16 protein-coding genes are annotated in these 15,875 nt (G+C 42.0%); 7 read left to right on the forward strand and 9 right to left on the reverse strand.

Features of this window, described 5'->3' with window-relative positions; translation table 11 throughout:
* Nucleotides 1–79: 79 nt before the first annotated feature.
* Nucleotides 80–1,732: an alkaline phosphatase PafA gene (gene pafA, locus ACFQ3S_RS08285; protein WP_377163209.1), complete on the reverse strand. Its 1,653-nt coding sequence runs from the start codon at nt 1,730–1,732 to the stop codon at nt 80–82.
* 270 nt (nt 1,733–2,002) lie between these two features.
* Here pafA and aspS point away from each other — a divergent pair, with 270 nt between their 5' ends.
* From aspS to ACFQ3S_RS08300, 3 genes are all read left to right on the forward strand, one after another.
* The gene (aspS, locus tag ACFQ3S_RS08290; protein ID WP_377163211.1) at nt 2,003–3,748 is read left to right on the forward strand and encodes an aspartate--tRNA ligase; all 1,746 of its coding nucleotides are present in this window, start codon (nt 2,003–2,005) and stop codon (nt 3,746–3,748) included.
* A 13-nt stretch (nt 3,749–3,761) separates the two neighbouring features.
* Nucleotides 3,762–4,229 carry an FKBP-type peptidyl-prolyl cis-trans isomerase gene (locus ACFQ3S_RS08295; protein WP_377163213.1) on the forward strand — a complete coding sequence of 156 codons (468 nt, stop codon included), beginning with the start codon at nt 3,762–3,764 and terminating at the stop codon, nt 4,227–4,229.
* Nucleotides 4,230–4,331: 102 nt separating this feature from the next.
* Nucleotides 4,332–4,805: a hypothetical protein gene (locus ACFQ3S_RS08300; protein ID WP_377163215.1), complete on the forward strand. Its 474-nt coding sequence runs from the start codon at nt 4,332–4,334 to the stop codon at nt 4,803–4,805.
* A 93-nt stretch (nt 4,806–4,898) separates the two neighbouring features.
* Here ACFQ3S_RS08300 and ACFQ3S_RS08305 read toward each other — a convergent pair whose 3' ends face one another.
* The 4 genes from ACFQ3S_RS08305 to ACFQ3S_RS08320 all read right to left on the reverse strand — a co-directional run bounded on the left by ACFQ3S_RS08305 (nt 4,899) and on the right by ACFQ3S_RS08320 (nt 7,965).
* Nucleotides 4,899–5,045 carry a hypothetical protein gene (locus tag ACFQ3S_RS08305; protein WP_377163217.1) on the reverse strand — a complete coding sequence of 49 codons (147 nt, stop codon included), beginning with the start codon at nt 5,043–5,045 and terminating at the stop codon, nt 4,899–4,901.
* A 239-nt stretch (nt 5,046–5,284) separates the two neighbouring features.
* Complete coding sequence (gene def / locus ACFQ3S_RS08310; protein ID WP_377163219.1) at nt 5,285–5,857, reverse strand: peptide deformylase; 573 nt, start codon at nt 5,855–5,857, stop codon at nt 5,285–5,287.
* 228 nt (nt 5,858–6,085) lie between these two features.
* Entirely contained in the window at nt 6,086–6,730 is a 645-nt protein-coding gene (locus ACFQ3S_RS08315; RefSeq protein ID WP_377163221.1) for a hypothetical protein, read from the reverse strand.
* 2 nt (nt 6,731–6,732) lie between these two features.
* Nucleotides 6,733–7,965, reverse strand: a complete 1,233-nt coding sequence (locus tag ACFQ3S_RS08320) for a M16 family metallopeptidase (RefSeq protein WP_377163315.1) — start codon at nt 7,963–7,965, stop codon at nt 6,733–6,735.
* A 150-nt stretch (nt 7,966–8,115) separates the two neighbouring features.
* Here ACFQ3S_RS08320 and hpt point away from each other — a divergent pair, with 150 nt between their 5' ends.
* Nucleotides 8,116–8,649, forward strand: a complete 534-nt coding sequence (gene hpt / locus ACFQ3S_RS08325) for a hypoxanthine phosphoribosyltransferase (RefSeq protein ID WP_377163223.1) — start codon at nt 8,116–8,118, stop codon at nt 8,647–8,649.
* A 62-nt stretch (nt 8,650–8,711) separates the two neighbouring features.
* On the opposite strand, the gene ACFQ3S_RS08330 is transcribed toward hpt, so the two are convergent.
* Nucleotides 8,712–10,304 (reverse strand): hypothetical protein, encoded by a 1,593-nt coding sequence (locus tag ACFQ3S_RS08330; RefSeq protein WP_377163225.1) that lies wholly within the window; start codon nt 10,302–10,304, stop codon nt 8,712–8,714.
* Between the two features lie 62 nt (nt 10,305–10,366).
* On the opposite strand from ACFQ3S_RS08330, the gene ACFQ3S_RS08335 reads away from it, so the two are divergent.
* A complete protein-coding gene (locus ACFQ3S_RS08335) occupies nt 10,367–10,831 on the forward strand; it encodes a hypothetical protein (RefSeq protein ID WP_377163227.1) in 465 nt (154 codons plus the stop codon).
* 6 nt (nt 10,832–10,837) lie between these two features.
* Here ACFQ3S_RS08335 and ACFQ3S_RS08340 read toward each other — a convergent pair whose 3' ends face one another.
* From ACFQ3S_RS08340 to ACFQ3S_RS08350, 3 genes are all read right to left on the reverse strand, one after another.
* Complete coding sequence (locus ACFQ3S_RS08340) at nt 10,838–11,473, reverse strand: hypothetical protein (RefSeq protein WP_377163229.1); 636 nt, start codon at nt 11,471–11,473, stop codon at nt 10,838–10,840.
* Nucleotides 11,474–11,585: 112 nt separating this feature from the next.
* The gene (locus tag ACFQ3S_RS08345) at nt 11,586–11,864 is read right to left on the reverse strand and encodes a NifU family protein (protein ID WP_377163231.1); all 279 of its coding nucleotides are present in this window, start codon (nt 11,862–11,864) and stop codon (nt 11,586–11,588) included.
* A 35-nt stretch (nt 11,865–11,899) separates the two neighbouring features.
* Complete coding sequence (locus ACFQ3S_RS08350; RefSeq protein WP_377163233.1) at nt 11,900–12,988, reverse strand: Mrp/NBP35 family ATP-binding protein; 1,089 nt, start codon at nt 12,986–12,988, stop codon at nt 11,900–11,902.
* Nucleotides 12,989–13,105: 117 nt separating this feature from the next.
* Here ACFQ3S_RS08350 and ACFQ3S_RS08355 point away from each other — a divergent pair, with 117 nt between their 5' ends.
* Nucleotides 13,106–15,289, forward strand: coding sequence for a transglycosylase domain-containing protein (locus tag ACFQ3S_RS08355; RefSeq protein WP_377163235.1), 2,184 nt, complete (start codon nt 13,106–13,108; stop codon nt 15,287–15,289).
* Nucleotides 15,290–15,399: 110 nt separating this feature from the next.
* Nucleotides 15,400–15,846 carry a GNAT family N-acetyltransferase gene (locus tag ACFQ3S_RS08360; protein WP_377163237.1) on the forward strand — a complete coding sequence of 149 codons (447 nt, stop codon included), beginning with the start codon at nt 15,400–15,402 and terminating at the stop codon, nt 15,844–15,846.
* The last annotated feature ends 29 nt before the right edge of the window (nt 15,847–15,875 follow it).

The following is a 15,875-nucleotide window of genomic DNA, read 5'->3' on the forward strand; positions in this document are numbered from 1 at the left end:
AAAGTCCGGCTACTGAAAACAGAGCCGGACTTTTTTGTGATTTAAACCTATGGCATTGAGATTATTTTGTAGGCCGCAACTACTTCATCATCTCCGGTATTACCTTCCCTATACAACCGCTTGGCATTTGAATATGCAGCAAAGCGGCCAGCGTGGCCGAAATGTCGGTCATGTGGGTATCGCGGTTAAGGCTGCCGTGCTTAATGCCCCAGCCCATAAATAACAACGGGATATGCGTATCGTATGGTGAATTTACGCCATGCGAGGTGCCTGTTTTACCGCGGCCTGCATAGTAACCGGGTTTCATGATTAACTGAATAGCCCCACTACGTTCGGTATTGTAACTGTTAATAATGCGTTCACGAATATCGGCCGGAACGGAAGCTTCCTGCGCTTTTTGCATATCAACCGCGTATAAAACACCCTCTTGCTTACGCAGGTAATTAATGCAATCCTGTTTTATTTTTTCTATATCAGCACTCGCGTTGGCTAAAGCAATATTATTAAAGTTCAATTCGTAGTTATCAATACTGAGTATGGCACGTTTTACCTTATACTGATCTTGCAGCATGGTGTTTAATGCAGTTGTAGCCGCGCCGCTATCAAATAAGCCGGCAGGTATGTTATGATCTTTCAGGAAAGCGGGATTATGCGCAGCCCCGTGATCGGCAGATAAAAAAACAGTATAATTGCCTTTGCCCACTTTAGCATCTAAATAAGTAAAAAAAGAAGCCAGGTCCTGGTCTAAACGCAGGTACACATCTTCGGCCTCTATAGAGTTAGGGCCAAACTGATGACCCACATAATCTGTTGAGGATAGGCTTACGGCTAAAAAATCGGTTTGAGTACCTTTGCCCAATTGCTCGGCATCTACTGCGGCCTTCGCAAAATCCAGCGTTAAAGTGTTGCCCGATGGGGTAACCCGCAACGACACAAATCCATCGCCTTTAATAGCGGCCATGTCATGCGGAAAAATCGGCGCTTTCTCACCCCGGAACAGGCCTTCATAAGGACTATTGTCGGCAGTACTTTGTTTATAGCTTTCTAATGGATATAGTGTTGTCCACGGCTTGGCTAAATAAGTACCCGGTAATTTAAGAGCATTAAATTTTTGTACCCAGGCTGGCAAGCTCTTGGTGTAATATGTACTGGTGATCCAATTGCCGCTCACGTCATCGAACCAGTAAGCGCCATCGGGGGTGTGGCCCGCAGGCAATATACTGCCACGGTCTTTAAGGGCAATACCAATCACTTTCGAACGGAAATTGGTAGCCAGCTTTAATTCATCGGTAATGGTACTGGCCTGTAAGTTACGCGGCGACATTAAGCCGGCTCTGGAGGTTGTGCCCACGCTTTGTACGGTTGTATCTTCCACGCAATACATATTGTAGCCGGTAGACTGGATATAAAAATTATTGGCCGCTATACCATGTATAGATGGCACCGAGCCGGTGTAAATACAGCTATGGCCGGGGCCGGTTTCGGTAGGCAGATAATCAATATGGGTGTTTTCGCAGCTAAAACCCTCACTAAGCATACGCTTAAAGCCGCCGGTTTGGTAGCGGTCGTTGTAACGGTACAGGTAATCCCAGCGCATTTGATCAACCACTATACCTACTATGAGTTTAGGACGGGCTACGCCGGTTGCCGTTGTAGCAGACCTGGCTTTTTGTGCGTTACTTAATAGGGGTGAAAAAGCCAAAGCGGCCAGCAGCAAATGTTTAATCTTCATTCCAGCATTTTTTAAGAAGGTCAAATATCAGCAATGTTATGATAATGCCATGTGATATTTTTGTTATGAAATGATTTACCCAACTGTATGCATATAGAGGTATTGATGTTCTAACCTATCATGGATAGCTGCTTATGTATCCTCCACTGGGTCAAGTGACTTTTAAATCTGTTCTCCCTACCGGCGAGGGCCGGGGATAATAAAAACCGAAATGGAATATCCGTTTCCGAAATCAAAAAACTATTTTTGCAAACTTTATAAATAGGTATTATGCTTAGAACCCATACTTGTGGCGAATTAAATATCAGCCATTTAGGCCAAACCGTAACCTTATGTGGTTGGGTGCAAAAATCGCGCGATTTAGGCGGAACCACGTTTATTGACGTGCGCGACCGTTACGGCTTAACCCAACTGGTTTTAAATACCGACAGCGATGCCACCCTACGCGAAACCGGTCGTGCTTTGGGCCGCGAGTTTGTGATTAAAGTGGTGGGTAAGGTTTTGGAGCGTTCAAACAAGAACACCAGGATCCCTACCGGTGAAGTTGAAATTGCTGTGGAGGCTTTAGAAGTATTGAACGAGGCCAAAATACCTCCTTTTATGATAGAAGACGAAACCGACGGTGGTGAGGAACTGCGTGCCAAATACCGTTACTTGGATTTGCGTCGTAATCCTATCCGCAATAACCTGGTAATGCGCTCTAAAATAGCCCAGGAAATTCGTAAATATTTAGATGCTCAAAATTTCATCGAGGTGGAAACCCCGGTATTGATCAAATCGACCCCCGAAGGCGCGCGCGATTTTGTGGTGCCAAGCCGCATGAACCCGGGTGAGTTTTATGCTTTGCCGCAATCGCCGCAAACCTTTAAGCAACTGCTGATGGTGAGCGGTTTCGACCGTTATTTCCAGATTGTGAAATGCTTTAGGGACGAGGACTTACGTGCCGATCGTCAGCCAGAGTTTACCCAGATCGATTGCGAAATGTCGTTTATTGAGCAGGAAGATATTCTTAATATATTTGAAGGTATGGCCCGTCACCTGTTCAACACCGTTAAAGGTATTGAATTAGGTGATTTCCCCCGTATGGATTACGCCGATGCCATGCGCCTGTACGGTTCCGATAAACCCGACATCCGTTTTGGGATGGAGTTTATAGAACTGAATGACCTGGTTAAAGGAAAAAACTTCGGCGTGTTCGACAATGCCGAACTGGTAATAGGTATTAACGCCAAAGGCAGTGCAGGTTACACCCGTAAACAGTTGGATGAACTGACTGAATGGTTAAAGCGTCCGCAAATTGGCGCTACCGGATTAATTTACATGCGTCATAACGATGATGGTACCTTAAAATCATCGGTTGATAAATTTTATAACGAAGAAGAACTGCAAAAATGGTCGGCCACGTTTGATACCAAGCCGGGCGACCTGATATTGATCCTGGCCGGACAAACCGATAAGGTTCGCAAGCAAATGAACGAACTGCGCCTGGAAATGGGAACCCGCCTTGGCCTGCGTAGTAAAGATAGTTTTGCACCGCTTTGGGTGGTTGATTTTCCATTATTGGAGTTTGATGAAGAAAACGGCCGCTGGCATGCCATGCACCATCCGTTCACATCGCCTAAACCCGAAGATATTGACAAACTGGATACTGAGCCGGGAAGCGTACGTGCCAATGCTTACGATATGGTGATCAACGGTATTGAAGTAGGCGGCGGTTCCATCCGTATCCACGACCGTAAGTTGCAGGCTTTAATGTTCAAGCACTTAGGCTTTAGCCCGGAAGAAGCGCAAAAGCAATTTGGCTTTTTAATGGATGCCTTTGAGTTTGGCGCCCCTCCGCATGGTGGTATCGCCTTAGGTTTCGATAGGTTGTGTTCTATTTTCGCTGGTTTGGATTCTATCCGCGATGTGATAGCATTTCCTAAAAACAATTCGGGCCGCGATGTAATGATTGATTCACCATCCACCATTGCCGATGCACAAATGAAAGAGCTCAATATTAAAACCACCGTTTAAGCGTTATAATGCCATGAAGAAAAATTTACTCCTGTTGTGTACGCTATTTGTGTTGTTGGTTTCGGCCTGCAAAAAGGATTCATCAGATAATTACGCTGCCGAGCAAGCTATTGTCGATGAAGCGCAGATCAAAGCTTATATAGATGCCAACCGTTTGCTAAATGTGGTTAAGGATCCGTCGGGCCTGTATTACCAGGTTCAGACACCGGGTACTGGCGCTTACCCTACCGCCACTTCCACTGTAAATGTAAATTATAAGGGTACGTTCACCGATGGTACCCAGTTTGATTCAGGTAACTTTACCACTGCAGTTAATGGCGATATTATACAAGGCTTTAAAATAGGGCTGACCAAGATTAACAAAGATGGCCGGATACTGTTAATGGTTCCATCGGCTTTGGCCTATGGTCCTGGAGGAAGAGGGACTATACCCGCTAATAAAGTTCTTATATTTCAAATAGATATGTTAAGGATTTTGTAAAACATCTATTTGATAGATTTTCAAAGAGGCGTTGAGCCTCTTTTTTTGTTTTAGCCTGCAACATTTTAATATTTTAACAGTCAAACAAAAAACGGATTATAGATGATCAGGATATTGATGCTTTGCTTGTTCGGCAGCTTGTTATGCCCGAATATTGTATTTGGACAGGCTCGTAGTTCTTTAGGCTTTGCACTGGGCGCTAACCAAACCTTAAACCAGTACGATCATACCTTAAATGCCAGCATTGCCCTGGTTGGTAATGTACGTATTTTCAATAAACTGGCAGTTGAGCCTTCCCTTGGCATTCATGAAGTGAACGATTATGTAAGCGCGCGGCTTTCGGCTAAGTACTATGTGGCCAACAGGGTATTTATTACCGCCGGTCCGTTCTTTTGGGTGGGCAGTGATATTCGTACCGGCTTGGGTACTACGGCCAGTGCCGGGTATCGTGTTTTTAACAAACCTAAGCGCAACTTTGAAGTATCGGTACATGGCAACTTTGCACGGTATATTTATAATAGCACGCCGGTAATAGGTTTTAGGGCAGCTTATAATTTTAGTTTTAGGGAGATGTAGGGAAGTGGGTTTTCTATCCACTGCCGTTGTTATTTTTGTCCTGTCCGTCTTGGTTTTTTATTTCGGTGGCATCTCAAGGCGCAAGTACAAAAGCTACACAGGTACAAGTGCCACATTCAGCTCAAGAGCCATTTTCTCTAAATGCTTTTTCTGTTGAATAAGGCTGTTTTGATAAGCCTCCACGCCTCGTTCAACCAACTCAGATCCTTTTTGTTCTTCTTGCCCGAACTGTTTTGTCACGGTGATAAAGCCAGCCAGCTGATGTAATGCCTTTCATTTGGCCACATGCTCAGGTCTGACCCTACTTCGCCATATAATTCAAGCCAATTATATGGCGTAAATTCAAGAAGTTTGGTGTTGCATCCCGCCCATCAAATATTTTTAGCAGGTGATCACCCAGGCTCTTCATACGGACAATGTATATTGTTAATAGAACTATTGCTCGCAATAACAGCGTGTTTCTTCAGAACTTCCAACACTTACCGGCCTTTTTTTGCCGCCGGAAATTTCATTTTATATTCAACCTTCACCATACCACGCGATATATCGTTCAACCTTTTTTCAAGCAGGCGTTTACGCAGGGGACTTAGTTTATCGGTAAATAATTTGCCTTCTATATGGTCATATTCGTGCTGAATAATACGGGCACCCATCCCTTTAAAAGTTTCTTCGTGCTGCACCATATCTTCATTATAGTATGATAAACGCACCACGGGCTGGCGGTACACATCTTCGCGTATATCGGGTATGCTCAGGCATCCCTCGTTAAAAGACCATTCTTCGCCTGTTTCTTGTAGTATTTGTGGGTTAATAAATGCTTTTTTAAAATTCTTCAGTTCAGGTTCCTCGTCGTCGAACGGGGTGGCATCTATCACAAATAATCTTTTTGATAAACCTACCTGGGGGGCGGCCAATCCAACACCACGAGCGTTGTACATGGTTTCAAACATATCGGCAACCAGTTGTTTAAGGCCGGCTATCTCATCGGGTGCAAAATCAGTGGCTTTTTTTCTCAAAACCGGATCGCCATAAGCTACAATAGGCAGTTTCATGCTGCAAAATTACGCAATTATGCGCTGATAGAAAATTAACGGGTTTGATAAATGATTAACTGATTGTCATTTCCTGGGGTAAACAACTGTTTATCAGCTTACTTTTCTTTGGTAAATACAAATGTTCGCCCGCCTTGTAATAATGTAAGCTGGTTTATAGCTGCGTCAAACTTGATCACAATTCAGGGATCGCATAAACTTTATGATTAAGAATATTTAATACGCCGATCATATTGTATTTGAATAATAATTAACGCCGTTTCCACAATTATCATCCAAGTCATTATACCTACTTTTCTTAATTATTTCGTTGTTTAACTCTTCGTAATTAACGGCTATAGTAAGTTTCTTTAAAGATTTTAAAGTTATTGAATGTTGACTTCTGGTATATAGATTTAGTTCCTGAGTAGCCAGCACATAAAATTCCCAATGATCTAAATTTAAAGGATCACATGTTTGCTTGTTATCATGATGTAGTAAGCAAAAAACATATACATCTGCGCTACGTTTAGCAATTTTAGATTGCAGGTTAGTCAGGCTATCCCAATATAACGCAGCTTTTATACTAAAAGAAATTTTTGAAAGAGACCTTTGAAACCATGTTTGAATATATGCTGCCGACTTAACTTCGATTTTAGTCCCATCGGGGGTTTCTAAATCATAAGCACCCCATTCATCTCTTACTTGTTGTATATCTAATTTAACAGCAGTAGCTACAATAAATTCAGCAAAACGTCCTCTTGTTGCATTGCTCAAAATATCTGAAACACTCCATCGCAAAAAATCAAGTAACGAAAACGCTAAGTTTTGATCCTTACTGACAAGCCTTTCATCTCCTGTTTTTAGTGTCGCTTCAATTTTATAGAAAGCCATACTTAATCTCCCTTTGGCTCAAACAGCAGTGTTACCAAACGGCTTGCATCAAATATCTCGTTGCTTATCTCCAGCACCTGTTCGGCTGTGGTTGCTTCTATGCGGTCAAACAATTGTTGCAGGGTATCAATGCTGTTAAAATCTATCAGACTTTTGGCCATGGAGATAATGAGGCTCAGGCGATTTTCTTCGGCCAGGGCTATTTGGCCTACAAACTTTTGCTTAGCCTGGTGCAATTGTAGGGTTCCTAATTTATTATCGCGTAATTTTTTAAGTTCTTTATGGATCAGGCGTATAGCCTTGGCCGCTTTTTCGGCATCTGTACCAAAGTAAACAGAAAACATGCCGGTATCTGTAAGCGGTGTATAGTTCGATTCGATGGTGTATGCGATGCCATGCTTTTCCCTGATCTCTAAATTTAAGCGACTGCTCATACCCATACCGCCCAGCAAATTGTTCACCAGTAGTAACCCGCTTTTATAATGGTGCGATGAATCATATGCCAGTGCGCCAATTACTCCATGTGTTTGCGAAATGGGCTTTTCAACGGTAAAAAAGCCACCTGGAGGGCTGCCTGGTTTTTTTCGGTTTTTAGGCTTATGGTTTTCGGGTAGGTGCCCCAGGCACTTTTCGGCAAGCTTAATTAGCTTATTAAAATCATAATCGCCAATAACGGCAAACACCATTTGGTGGGTGTTGTAGGTATCGGTAATGAACGCTTCAATATCGGTACGGTTCAATTGGTTAACCGATTCTTCGCTACCCAAAATATTGTTGCCCAACGCATGGTTTTTAAACAAGATGCCTTCAAAGTCATCCTGTATAGCTTCTTCGGGCTGGTCCTGGTAGGAGGCTATCTCGTCCAGGATCACACTTCGCTCTTTCACCAGTTCTTCCTCGGGGAAGGTAGAATGAAAAATAATATCTTCAAAAAGATCGAGTGTGCGCTCCAGATGCTGTTTAAGTAACGAGGCGTGGATGCAGGTATATTCTTTAGTGGTATAAGCATTCAGGTCGGCACCTACCAGTTCCAGCCGGTTTAAAATCTGGTTGGTACTGCGGCGTTTGGTTTGTTTAAAAAGCAGGTGTTCAATAAAATGGGCCAGCCCGTCTTTATGCTGCGGCTCGTCGCGTGCGCCGGCGTTAACTATAAAGCAAGTGTGGGTAATGTTTGTAGCCGCGTGCTTATACAACAGTCGTATGCCATTGGCAAGCGTATGAACCTGGTAATCTATCATCAACATGCAAATATAAGCTAATTTTATATCGTTATAGTGTTACTATTACCCCGCTATTATGTATAATTGTACATAAAAAAATGGTAACGGCCGGCCGGGAGCTGAAATACGCATTATCATTTTGCAACCTTAAATAACCCATTTATCATGAAAATCGCCGATCTTACTTTTGAACCGCTAATTGAAGAAAAAGCTATTGCCAAAAGAATTACTTTGCTGGGCGAGCAGTTAAATAATGATTATGCCGGTAAAACTCCTATTTTTATTGGCGTACTCAGCGGCTGCTTTTTATTTGTGGCCGACCTGGTAAAGCAGATCAACATACCCTGCGAAGTAACTTTTACTAAGTTGGCCAGCTATTACGGCGGTACCACCAGCACACTTAAAATACGCGAGGATATAGACCTGAGCGTAGATATAAACGGCCGCCATGTAGTTATTTTGGAAGATATTGTAGATACCGGTAACACGCTGAGCTACCTGATAGAAAAATTAAAATTACATACCCCGGCCTCTATTAAAGTATGTTCGTTACTGCTTAAACCCGGTAAGCTTGAGCTATCAATTGAAGAACTGCGCTATATAGGTTTTGAAATTGAGAATGAATTTGTAGTAGGCTATGGGTTGGACTATAAAGAGCTGGGCAGAAATTTAAAGGATATTTACAGGTTGATCAGTTAGTAATAATCATCAATATTTATCCAATATAAGCTACAGCAGTATTGATTTTGATATCGTGCTTTTTATGGGCAGTTGCCTGGAGCGTACATTCTTAAATTTTGTACTTTAGTCGCTACATCAGCCGGAGTTTGTAGAGTGGAAGCCAAGTACAGATTATAACCCTGTGTACCTTCCATTGTAAAAAAAGCCATAGCCAAGTAATCATCCATAGTAACGTTTAGTAAATAATGTGATAGATTATCGGGTGTGCTATCCCGTACAAAATCTTTTATTCCTAAAGCAATATCATAGCTTAACATGGTAGCCATATACTCGTGCTGCACTGGGTTATTGGCTGCACTTTTTGCCAACCCTGTAGCCGGGTCTATTGAACCTGAATAAAGATCATACAAATATGGATCTGAACTTCGCAACGTTTGTGCTAAAGACGACGACGACAACCCAGCCTGTATAACTTTTTGACTAATATAGATGTGGGCCATCTCATGGATAATCGTTCGGGCACCATCTATAGCTGAAGAATTGTTCATGTATGTTCCATTTAGATGGACGGTCAAATATTGTGATTTACTATTAAAATTTGTACTTGCATTGACTTCCTTACTCGAATCATAATAATCAAAAACATGCTCATCTACCACAAATTCAACTGTGTAACCATTATCCTGAATAAAGGCAGCTAAAAACCGGGCGTAAGCATTATTACTTTCACCAATTTTTGATAGTATGCAGTCTATCTTGGGATTAGCTTTAACTGTTGCGTTGTCTTTAATAACTTTGCTTGGCTCATATTGATTGGGATTATAATTAGGATCGCCTGTAACTCCAGGAGGAAGTGGTGGGTTAATATAATAGCTTGGGCACCGCGTTTCATAACCCACAATAGTTTGATGGCAACCATTAAAACTATAATTATAATGCCCGTTTACCGTACTTTCTGCCCATTCGCACCATGAATCGTAGATAGCAGTCACTGTACAGGCAGGTTCAGTAAGTTTCTTATAGTTTAGTGTACTTTTATTTTCTTCCGGGAGATTAGTTGTAATTGAAACGGGTTCAACTGCATTTCCATTTTTTACTCTGTAGCCGTTAATAAAAGTTTTATTAAAATTATAATATAAGATAATACCGTTAAAACGATATGGAATTTGATTATACTTAACTTCATTAATCACCGGTATTGAATAATTATCAGGAATTTCCTCTATAACCTTCATGTAAAAGTTTAACCTGCTACCATCGGCTTTTTCAATAAATACCGCACTGGTTTTATTGCGGTAATTAATTCGCTCTCCGGGTTTAAATTGCTTCAAGGCTAAAAATATAGAATCTTCATTAACCACGAACTCGGTTACCTTGCTTGCACTACGTTGTTTTAATGCCGGCCTATCCCAGTTAACGCTTTTAGCATGAATAAGATCGGCAGCAGTGTTGTTTACCGCATTTGTTTGATATCCAGATGTTGTATTCAACCGCGTTTCCTTTTCGTAAATTTCCTTTAACTTTGTTATGCCTTCGGTATAATGGTTTACAGCGTCGGTGTTTTTCAAGAAATCTTTCTTACAACTATACACCAGTATTGCAAATAAAGCACCAATGAAATAGGTAAGTGTTCTTGATTTATTTCTGTAATTTTTAATAAAAGACCTATTCATATAAGCATTTAGCAAGTGTCATACTTTGAAACAATGATACTAAAAAATTTATATTTGCATATATGAAGTTTTTTGTATTACTATCCATCATGTCTTGTCTTTGTTCCTGCTCTCTATTTGGGCAAAATACAAGAGCAAAAACCCCCAACAAACAAAGGTCTGCACCGGTAAAGCCGCGGACGATTGTTGTAAATGACACCACATCTCTCACGAACATTTTACCCACTGATAGCCTGATCATTCAACCTCGCGATGTACATAAATATATCGGCAGATTAGCCCATGTTGCTGCATATGCTTCTTTTAAAGAGGAGCTGAAGGATACAGTAATAATGCATATTTACTCACCAGTAGGAAATAAAAAAGAAATCATGACTATGGTATTAACCGGCAGTGCGGCAAAACCTTTTAGAGGCGCAAATAAAAATGAGTTGGTAGGCAAAGGACGGGTAAATATCAGAAATGGATTACCCAACCTCAATATTAGCAATATTAAAGATATTGAGTTTTGGATGAGTGTTGATTAATAACGTTTAATTATTCCGGCTCTTATCCCCGTCGGCAATTGATTTGATCAGGCTGCCCCAGGCAATAGGATTTAATAACGGATTGGGAATAAGTGAGTGAGAGTTGAGGATGCGGTTGTGCATATCCTGCCCAATAGCCGATTGAATTTCGTTGGCATCGCGGGGCAAGCTGGTGTACGAAACGTTGGTAAGGCCTTTGCTCAGATTTTTACGGGCGTTCTCCAGGTCGTCGTCGGCCAGTTTCATAGTCAAAAAGTCGCGCTTAAACTCATCTGTAGTAGCCCATGGAAACATGTGGAAAGCCGGCAGGGTAATTACCTGCGGCTTCATCAATATCTGTACGGTATAACTTTTATTGGAGTTAGCCGGTATTACTACATCCTGCGCGGCAAAACCTACTGCTGTAAAACGCAGGGTATCCTGCTCGTGGGTTACAAATGAGAAGTAGCCTTTATAATTAGCTATGTAAACCGTGTTTTTATTAGAGAGATTAGTTACCGTAACGTAAGGCACAATGAACTTGGTGCTATCGGCATTATAAGTAATGCCGGTAAACTGCACAAGTGGTTTATCCGCGTTTTGGGCAAAAGCGGTAATCCCTGCAAACAGGCTTAGCAAAATTATGAGCAAACACTTATTCATTCAACACTAAAAGCAGTACAGCATTATTTACGTTCGGTTTATAAAAATAGTTTAATGTTACAAAAATAAACTTTTTAAAAAAAGCACTTTTGCTTTTAACATTACTTAACACCTACCGCAGGTTTTCGGGAAGTACGGCGTTAGGATCATCAATATCGGTTAAGTTTAAAGCCACCACTGCAGTAATTTCGGGTACAGATTTCATTATAGCCTGTTCAATGCCAGCTTTGAGCGTCATAATGCTCATTGGGCACGAGCCGCATGAACCTAACATTTTTAATTTTACTACATTATCAGGAGTAATCTCTTCCACCGAAACGTTTCCACCATCAGCCTCCAGATAGGGTCTTATGCTATCCAGAGCTGCTTCTACCTGATCAATTAAACTCATGTTTATAATTTTATTAATGTAAAGATATTAATTTTTTAACGATTAATCACATCGGTATTGTTACTGGCCTTGGCGTTATTAATAGATATTTGTTGTGCAACCCGTTCTGCTATGTCTTTGAAAGCTATATCCATTATACCATCGCCGCTAAGCACAACCGGCGTACCCGCATCACCACTTTCGCTAATGCTTTTCACTAAGGGTATTTCGCCTAAAAACGGTGCCCCAATCAGGTTAGCCAGTTTTAAGCCGCCGCCTTGTCCAAATATATAATACTTGTTTTCGGGTAGTTCGGCCGGGGTAAAGTAGCTCATGTTTTCTATTACACCTAAAATTGGCACATTTATAGATTCCATCATGAGCATGCTTACACCTTTTTTAGCATCGGCCAGGGCAACATCTTGCGGAGTAGTTACAATTACGGCGCCGGTTATAGGGAAGCTTTGTGTAACGGTAATATGAATATCGCCTGTACCGGGTGGAAGATCCACCACCAGGTAGTCCAAATCGCCCCAGTCGGCATCATTAAACAATTGCTTTACCGCGGTTGATACCATTGGCCCGCGCCAGGGCACCGGTTGGTTAGGATCGGTAAAAAAGCCTATACTCAACAACTTAATACCGTATTTTTCTACAGGCTCAATACGGGTTTTACCGTTTTCTTGCGTAGCCTTTGGCCTTGCACCCTGCAACCCGAACATAATTGGCACCGAAGGACCATAAATATCGGCATCAATTAAACCCACTTTTGCACCCAAAGCCGAAAGGCCCAGCGCCAGGTTGGCTGCCACAGTTGATTTACCTACACCGCCCTTGCCCGATGCCACGGCAATGATATTTTTAACGCCGGGAACACCGGTGTTTTTTAAAGTAGTAACCTGCGAGGTCATATTAATGGTTACCTCTATCTCAGGGCTGATGAAATGACTGATGGCATTGCGGCAGGCATTTTCAATTAAACCTTTAAGCGGGCAGGCGGGTGTGGTTAACACTACCGCAAAGCTTAATTTATTACCGTCAATATGTATATCCTGTATCATGTTCAGTGTAACCAGGTCCTTTTTCAGATCCGGTTCTTCTACATTGCCCAGGGCTTGTAATACTTGTTCTTTATTTAACTGCATGTTTTTATATTGACGCAAAAATACTAAAACAGGGGCGCATTGCTTTTGTTAGAGAAATAATTACGGTTCGAAATCGTTTTATAGCTGATAAGATTTAGTTTTGGATAAAATTTACAGATGCGTCGCCTCAACCCCAAATATATTCGTGTAGCCGCCATTATTATAGGCGTACTGCTTCTTGTTACCTTAATTGGGGGGTACATAGCGTATTCCAAACGCGAATCGCTCCTTCAAACTGTAATTGTCAAAGCTACGGCAAAAGCCAGGCGCGAGTATAATTTAGATGTAAAAATAGGCCAGGCGCGTTTTACAGGCCTAAGTACGGTAGCATTCAGCGGCATTAGCATAGTGCCCTATCAACGCGATAGCTTATTGCGTATTGATGATTTTGAGGTAAGTGTGAAACTGATGCCCATTATTTTAGGCGAAGTTAAACTGGCAGATGTGAGGCTCAAGAACGGCTATCTTAATTTAACCAGTAAAAATGGTGTACGCAACTTCGACTTTCTGTTTCGTAAAAAGAAAGACTCCACTACTACCAGATCCAAATCGGGACTCAACGAACTGGCAGATAACCTTATAAACGAGGTATTATATAAGATCCCGGACAACCTTGACCTGCAAAACTTCAGGATTACCTTTGCCGATGATAGCAACACGGTAAAACTGTTAGCTAAAAATGCGCTGATTAAGGATGGTGATCTAACTTCTACCATTGATGTTAATGACCAAGAATCTACCTGGCACTTTGCGGGTAAAATGCATCCGTCGGACAAGGAAATTGACGTAAAACTTTATGCCGATGGCAAAAAAGTGGAGATGCCACTGATAGAGAAAAAGTTTAAACTAAAACTAAATTTCGATACTTTAACTACCCGTTTAGATAAGGTAGAACATGGCGATGACGAAACGCAGATATTTACTTACTGTTCAGTTAAAAATTTGCTGGTTAATCATCCGGCATTATCCGCTACCAACGTCATTATTCCCAACGGTTCGGTTGATGCCAATTTATTTGTAGGCGATAAATACGTATCGTTAGACAGCTCATCGGTTATTCATTTAAAAAAGCTGGATATACATCCGTACATCAAGTATAAGCTGAGCCCTGTTAAAATGTACACCTTAAAAGTACATACCGACTGGCAGGACGCGCAGGATTTTTTCGACTCCTTCCCTACAGGGTTGTTTGAATCATTAGATGGCATACAAGTAGCCGGCAAGCTGCGCTACAACATGCATTTTTTTATGGATACGTCGAACCCCGATGACCTGCAATTTGAATCGGGCCTGGCCAAGCAGGATTTTAGGATCCTTAAATTCGGCAAAACCGATTTGAGCCGCCTGAATAAAGAATTTGTATATACACCTTATGAGCGGGGCAAACCTATGCCGCCGCGAACCATCGGTTCGTCAAACCCCTATTTTACCACCATCAATAATATATCACCCAACTTGCGCTATGCGGTTATGACGGCCGAAGATCCTTCGTTTTTAACCAATCGCGGTTTTGTGCAGGAATCTTTACGCAAATCTATAGCAGAAGATTTTAAGGAAAAACGGTTTAAGCGTGGTGGTAGTACCATTTCCATGCAGCTGGTTAAAAACGCGTTTTTAAGCCGCCAAAAAACACTTACCCGTAAGTTTGAGGAGATCCTGATTGTTTGGTTGATTCAAAACGGGCAGATCATGACCAAAGACCGTATGCTTGAAGTGTACTTTAACATTATTGAGTGGGGGCGCAATGTGTATGGCATTGGCGAGGCATCCCGGTATTATTTTGATAAATCACCGGCTGAACTTAGCCTGGGCGAAAGCATTTACCTGGCCAGCATTGTTCCCAACCCTAAAAACGGTTTGTACGCCTTTGAACCCGACGGCTCGCTCAGGTACAGGCTGCACGGCTATTTCAGGCTCATAGGCAACCTGATGGCCAAACGCGGTTGGGCCCAGCCCGATAGCAGTGCTTATGGCTTTTACAACGTAAGGCTCAAACCATCGTTAAGGCCAAAAATGCCTATTATTGATACGGCCCTGGCCGATAGCCTGCTGCAACAAAACCCCGACGATGCGCCAGATGGGATGATTATGCCCGGCACCGTAGTTGAAGACCAGGAAAAGAAACCGGGTTTTTTTCAGCGGCTCTTCGGTAAAAAAGACAAGGATAGTTCGGACGTTAAAAAAGAATTGATAGCCGACTCAGTTGATGCTGCCAAGAAGCGTGAAAAGGAGGCTAAAAAAGAGCAGAAGCGTTTAGAAAAACAACGCCGAAAAGAGTTACGCGAGCGTGGGCTCATGTAAATATTACAATTTCTCAACAGCTAAATGCGCTCATTAAATGTTGCGCTATAACGCGTAAAGCATCACATAGGCATCAACAAATATAAATTTGTAGGTTTTGTCGTTCAATAATGAATTTCATACACAAGGTTAAATCTTTTCAGGAGCTTAATGTTAACGAACTGTATGAGCTGCTCCGCTTACGCAGCGAGGTCTTTGTTGTAGAACAAAACTGCGTGTTTTTAGATCAGGACAATAAAGATCAGCAGTGCTACCATCTCTTGTTATTTACAGAAGGTAAATTAGCTGCATACTGCAGATTAGTCCCGCCGGGCTTATCTTATAAAGAGATGTCGATTGGCCGGGTAATTACTTCAGCGGCTGTTAGAGGTAGCGGCTTTGGCAAAAAGGTAATGCAGTTAGCAATTGAAAGTTGCCAGGAGCTATTTGGACATAACAATATCCGCATTGGTGCACAAACTTACGCGCTTAACTTCTATGAGTCGTTTGGTTTTGTTGCAGCTGGAGAGTTTTATGACGAAGATGGCATTGAGCATGTGGAAATGCTAAGAAAATGAAGATATCACAAATCACTCTAATTTTGCCA

It is taken from the genome of Mucilaginibacter terrae (genome assembly GCF_042679325.1).
GTDB classification, from domain to species: Bacteria; Bacteroidota; Bacteroidia; order Sphingobacteriales; family Sphingobacteriaceae; genus Mucilaginibacter; species Mucilaginibacter terrae.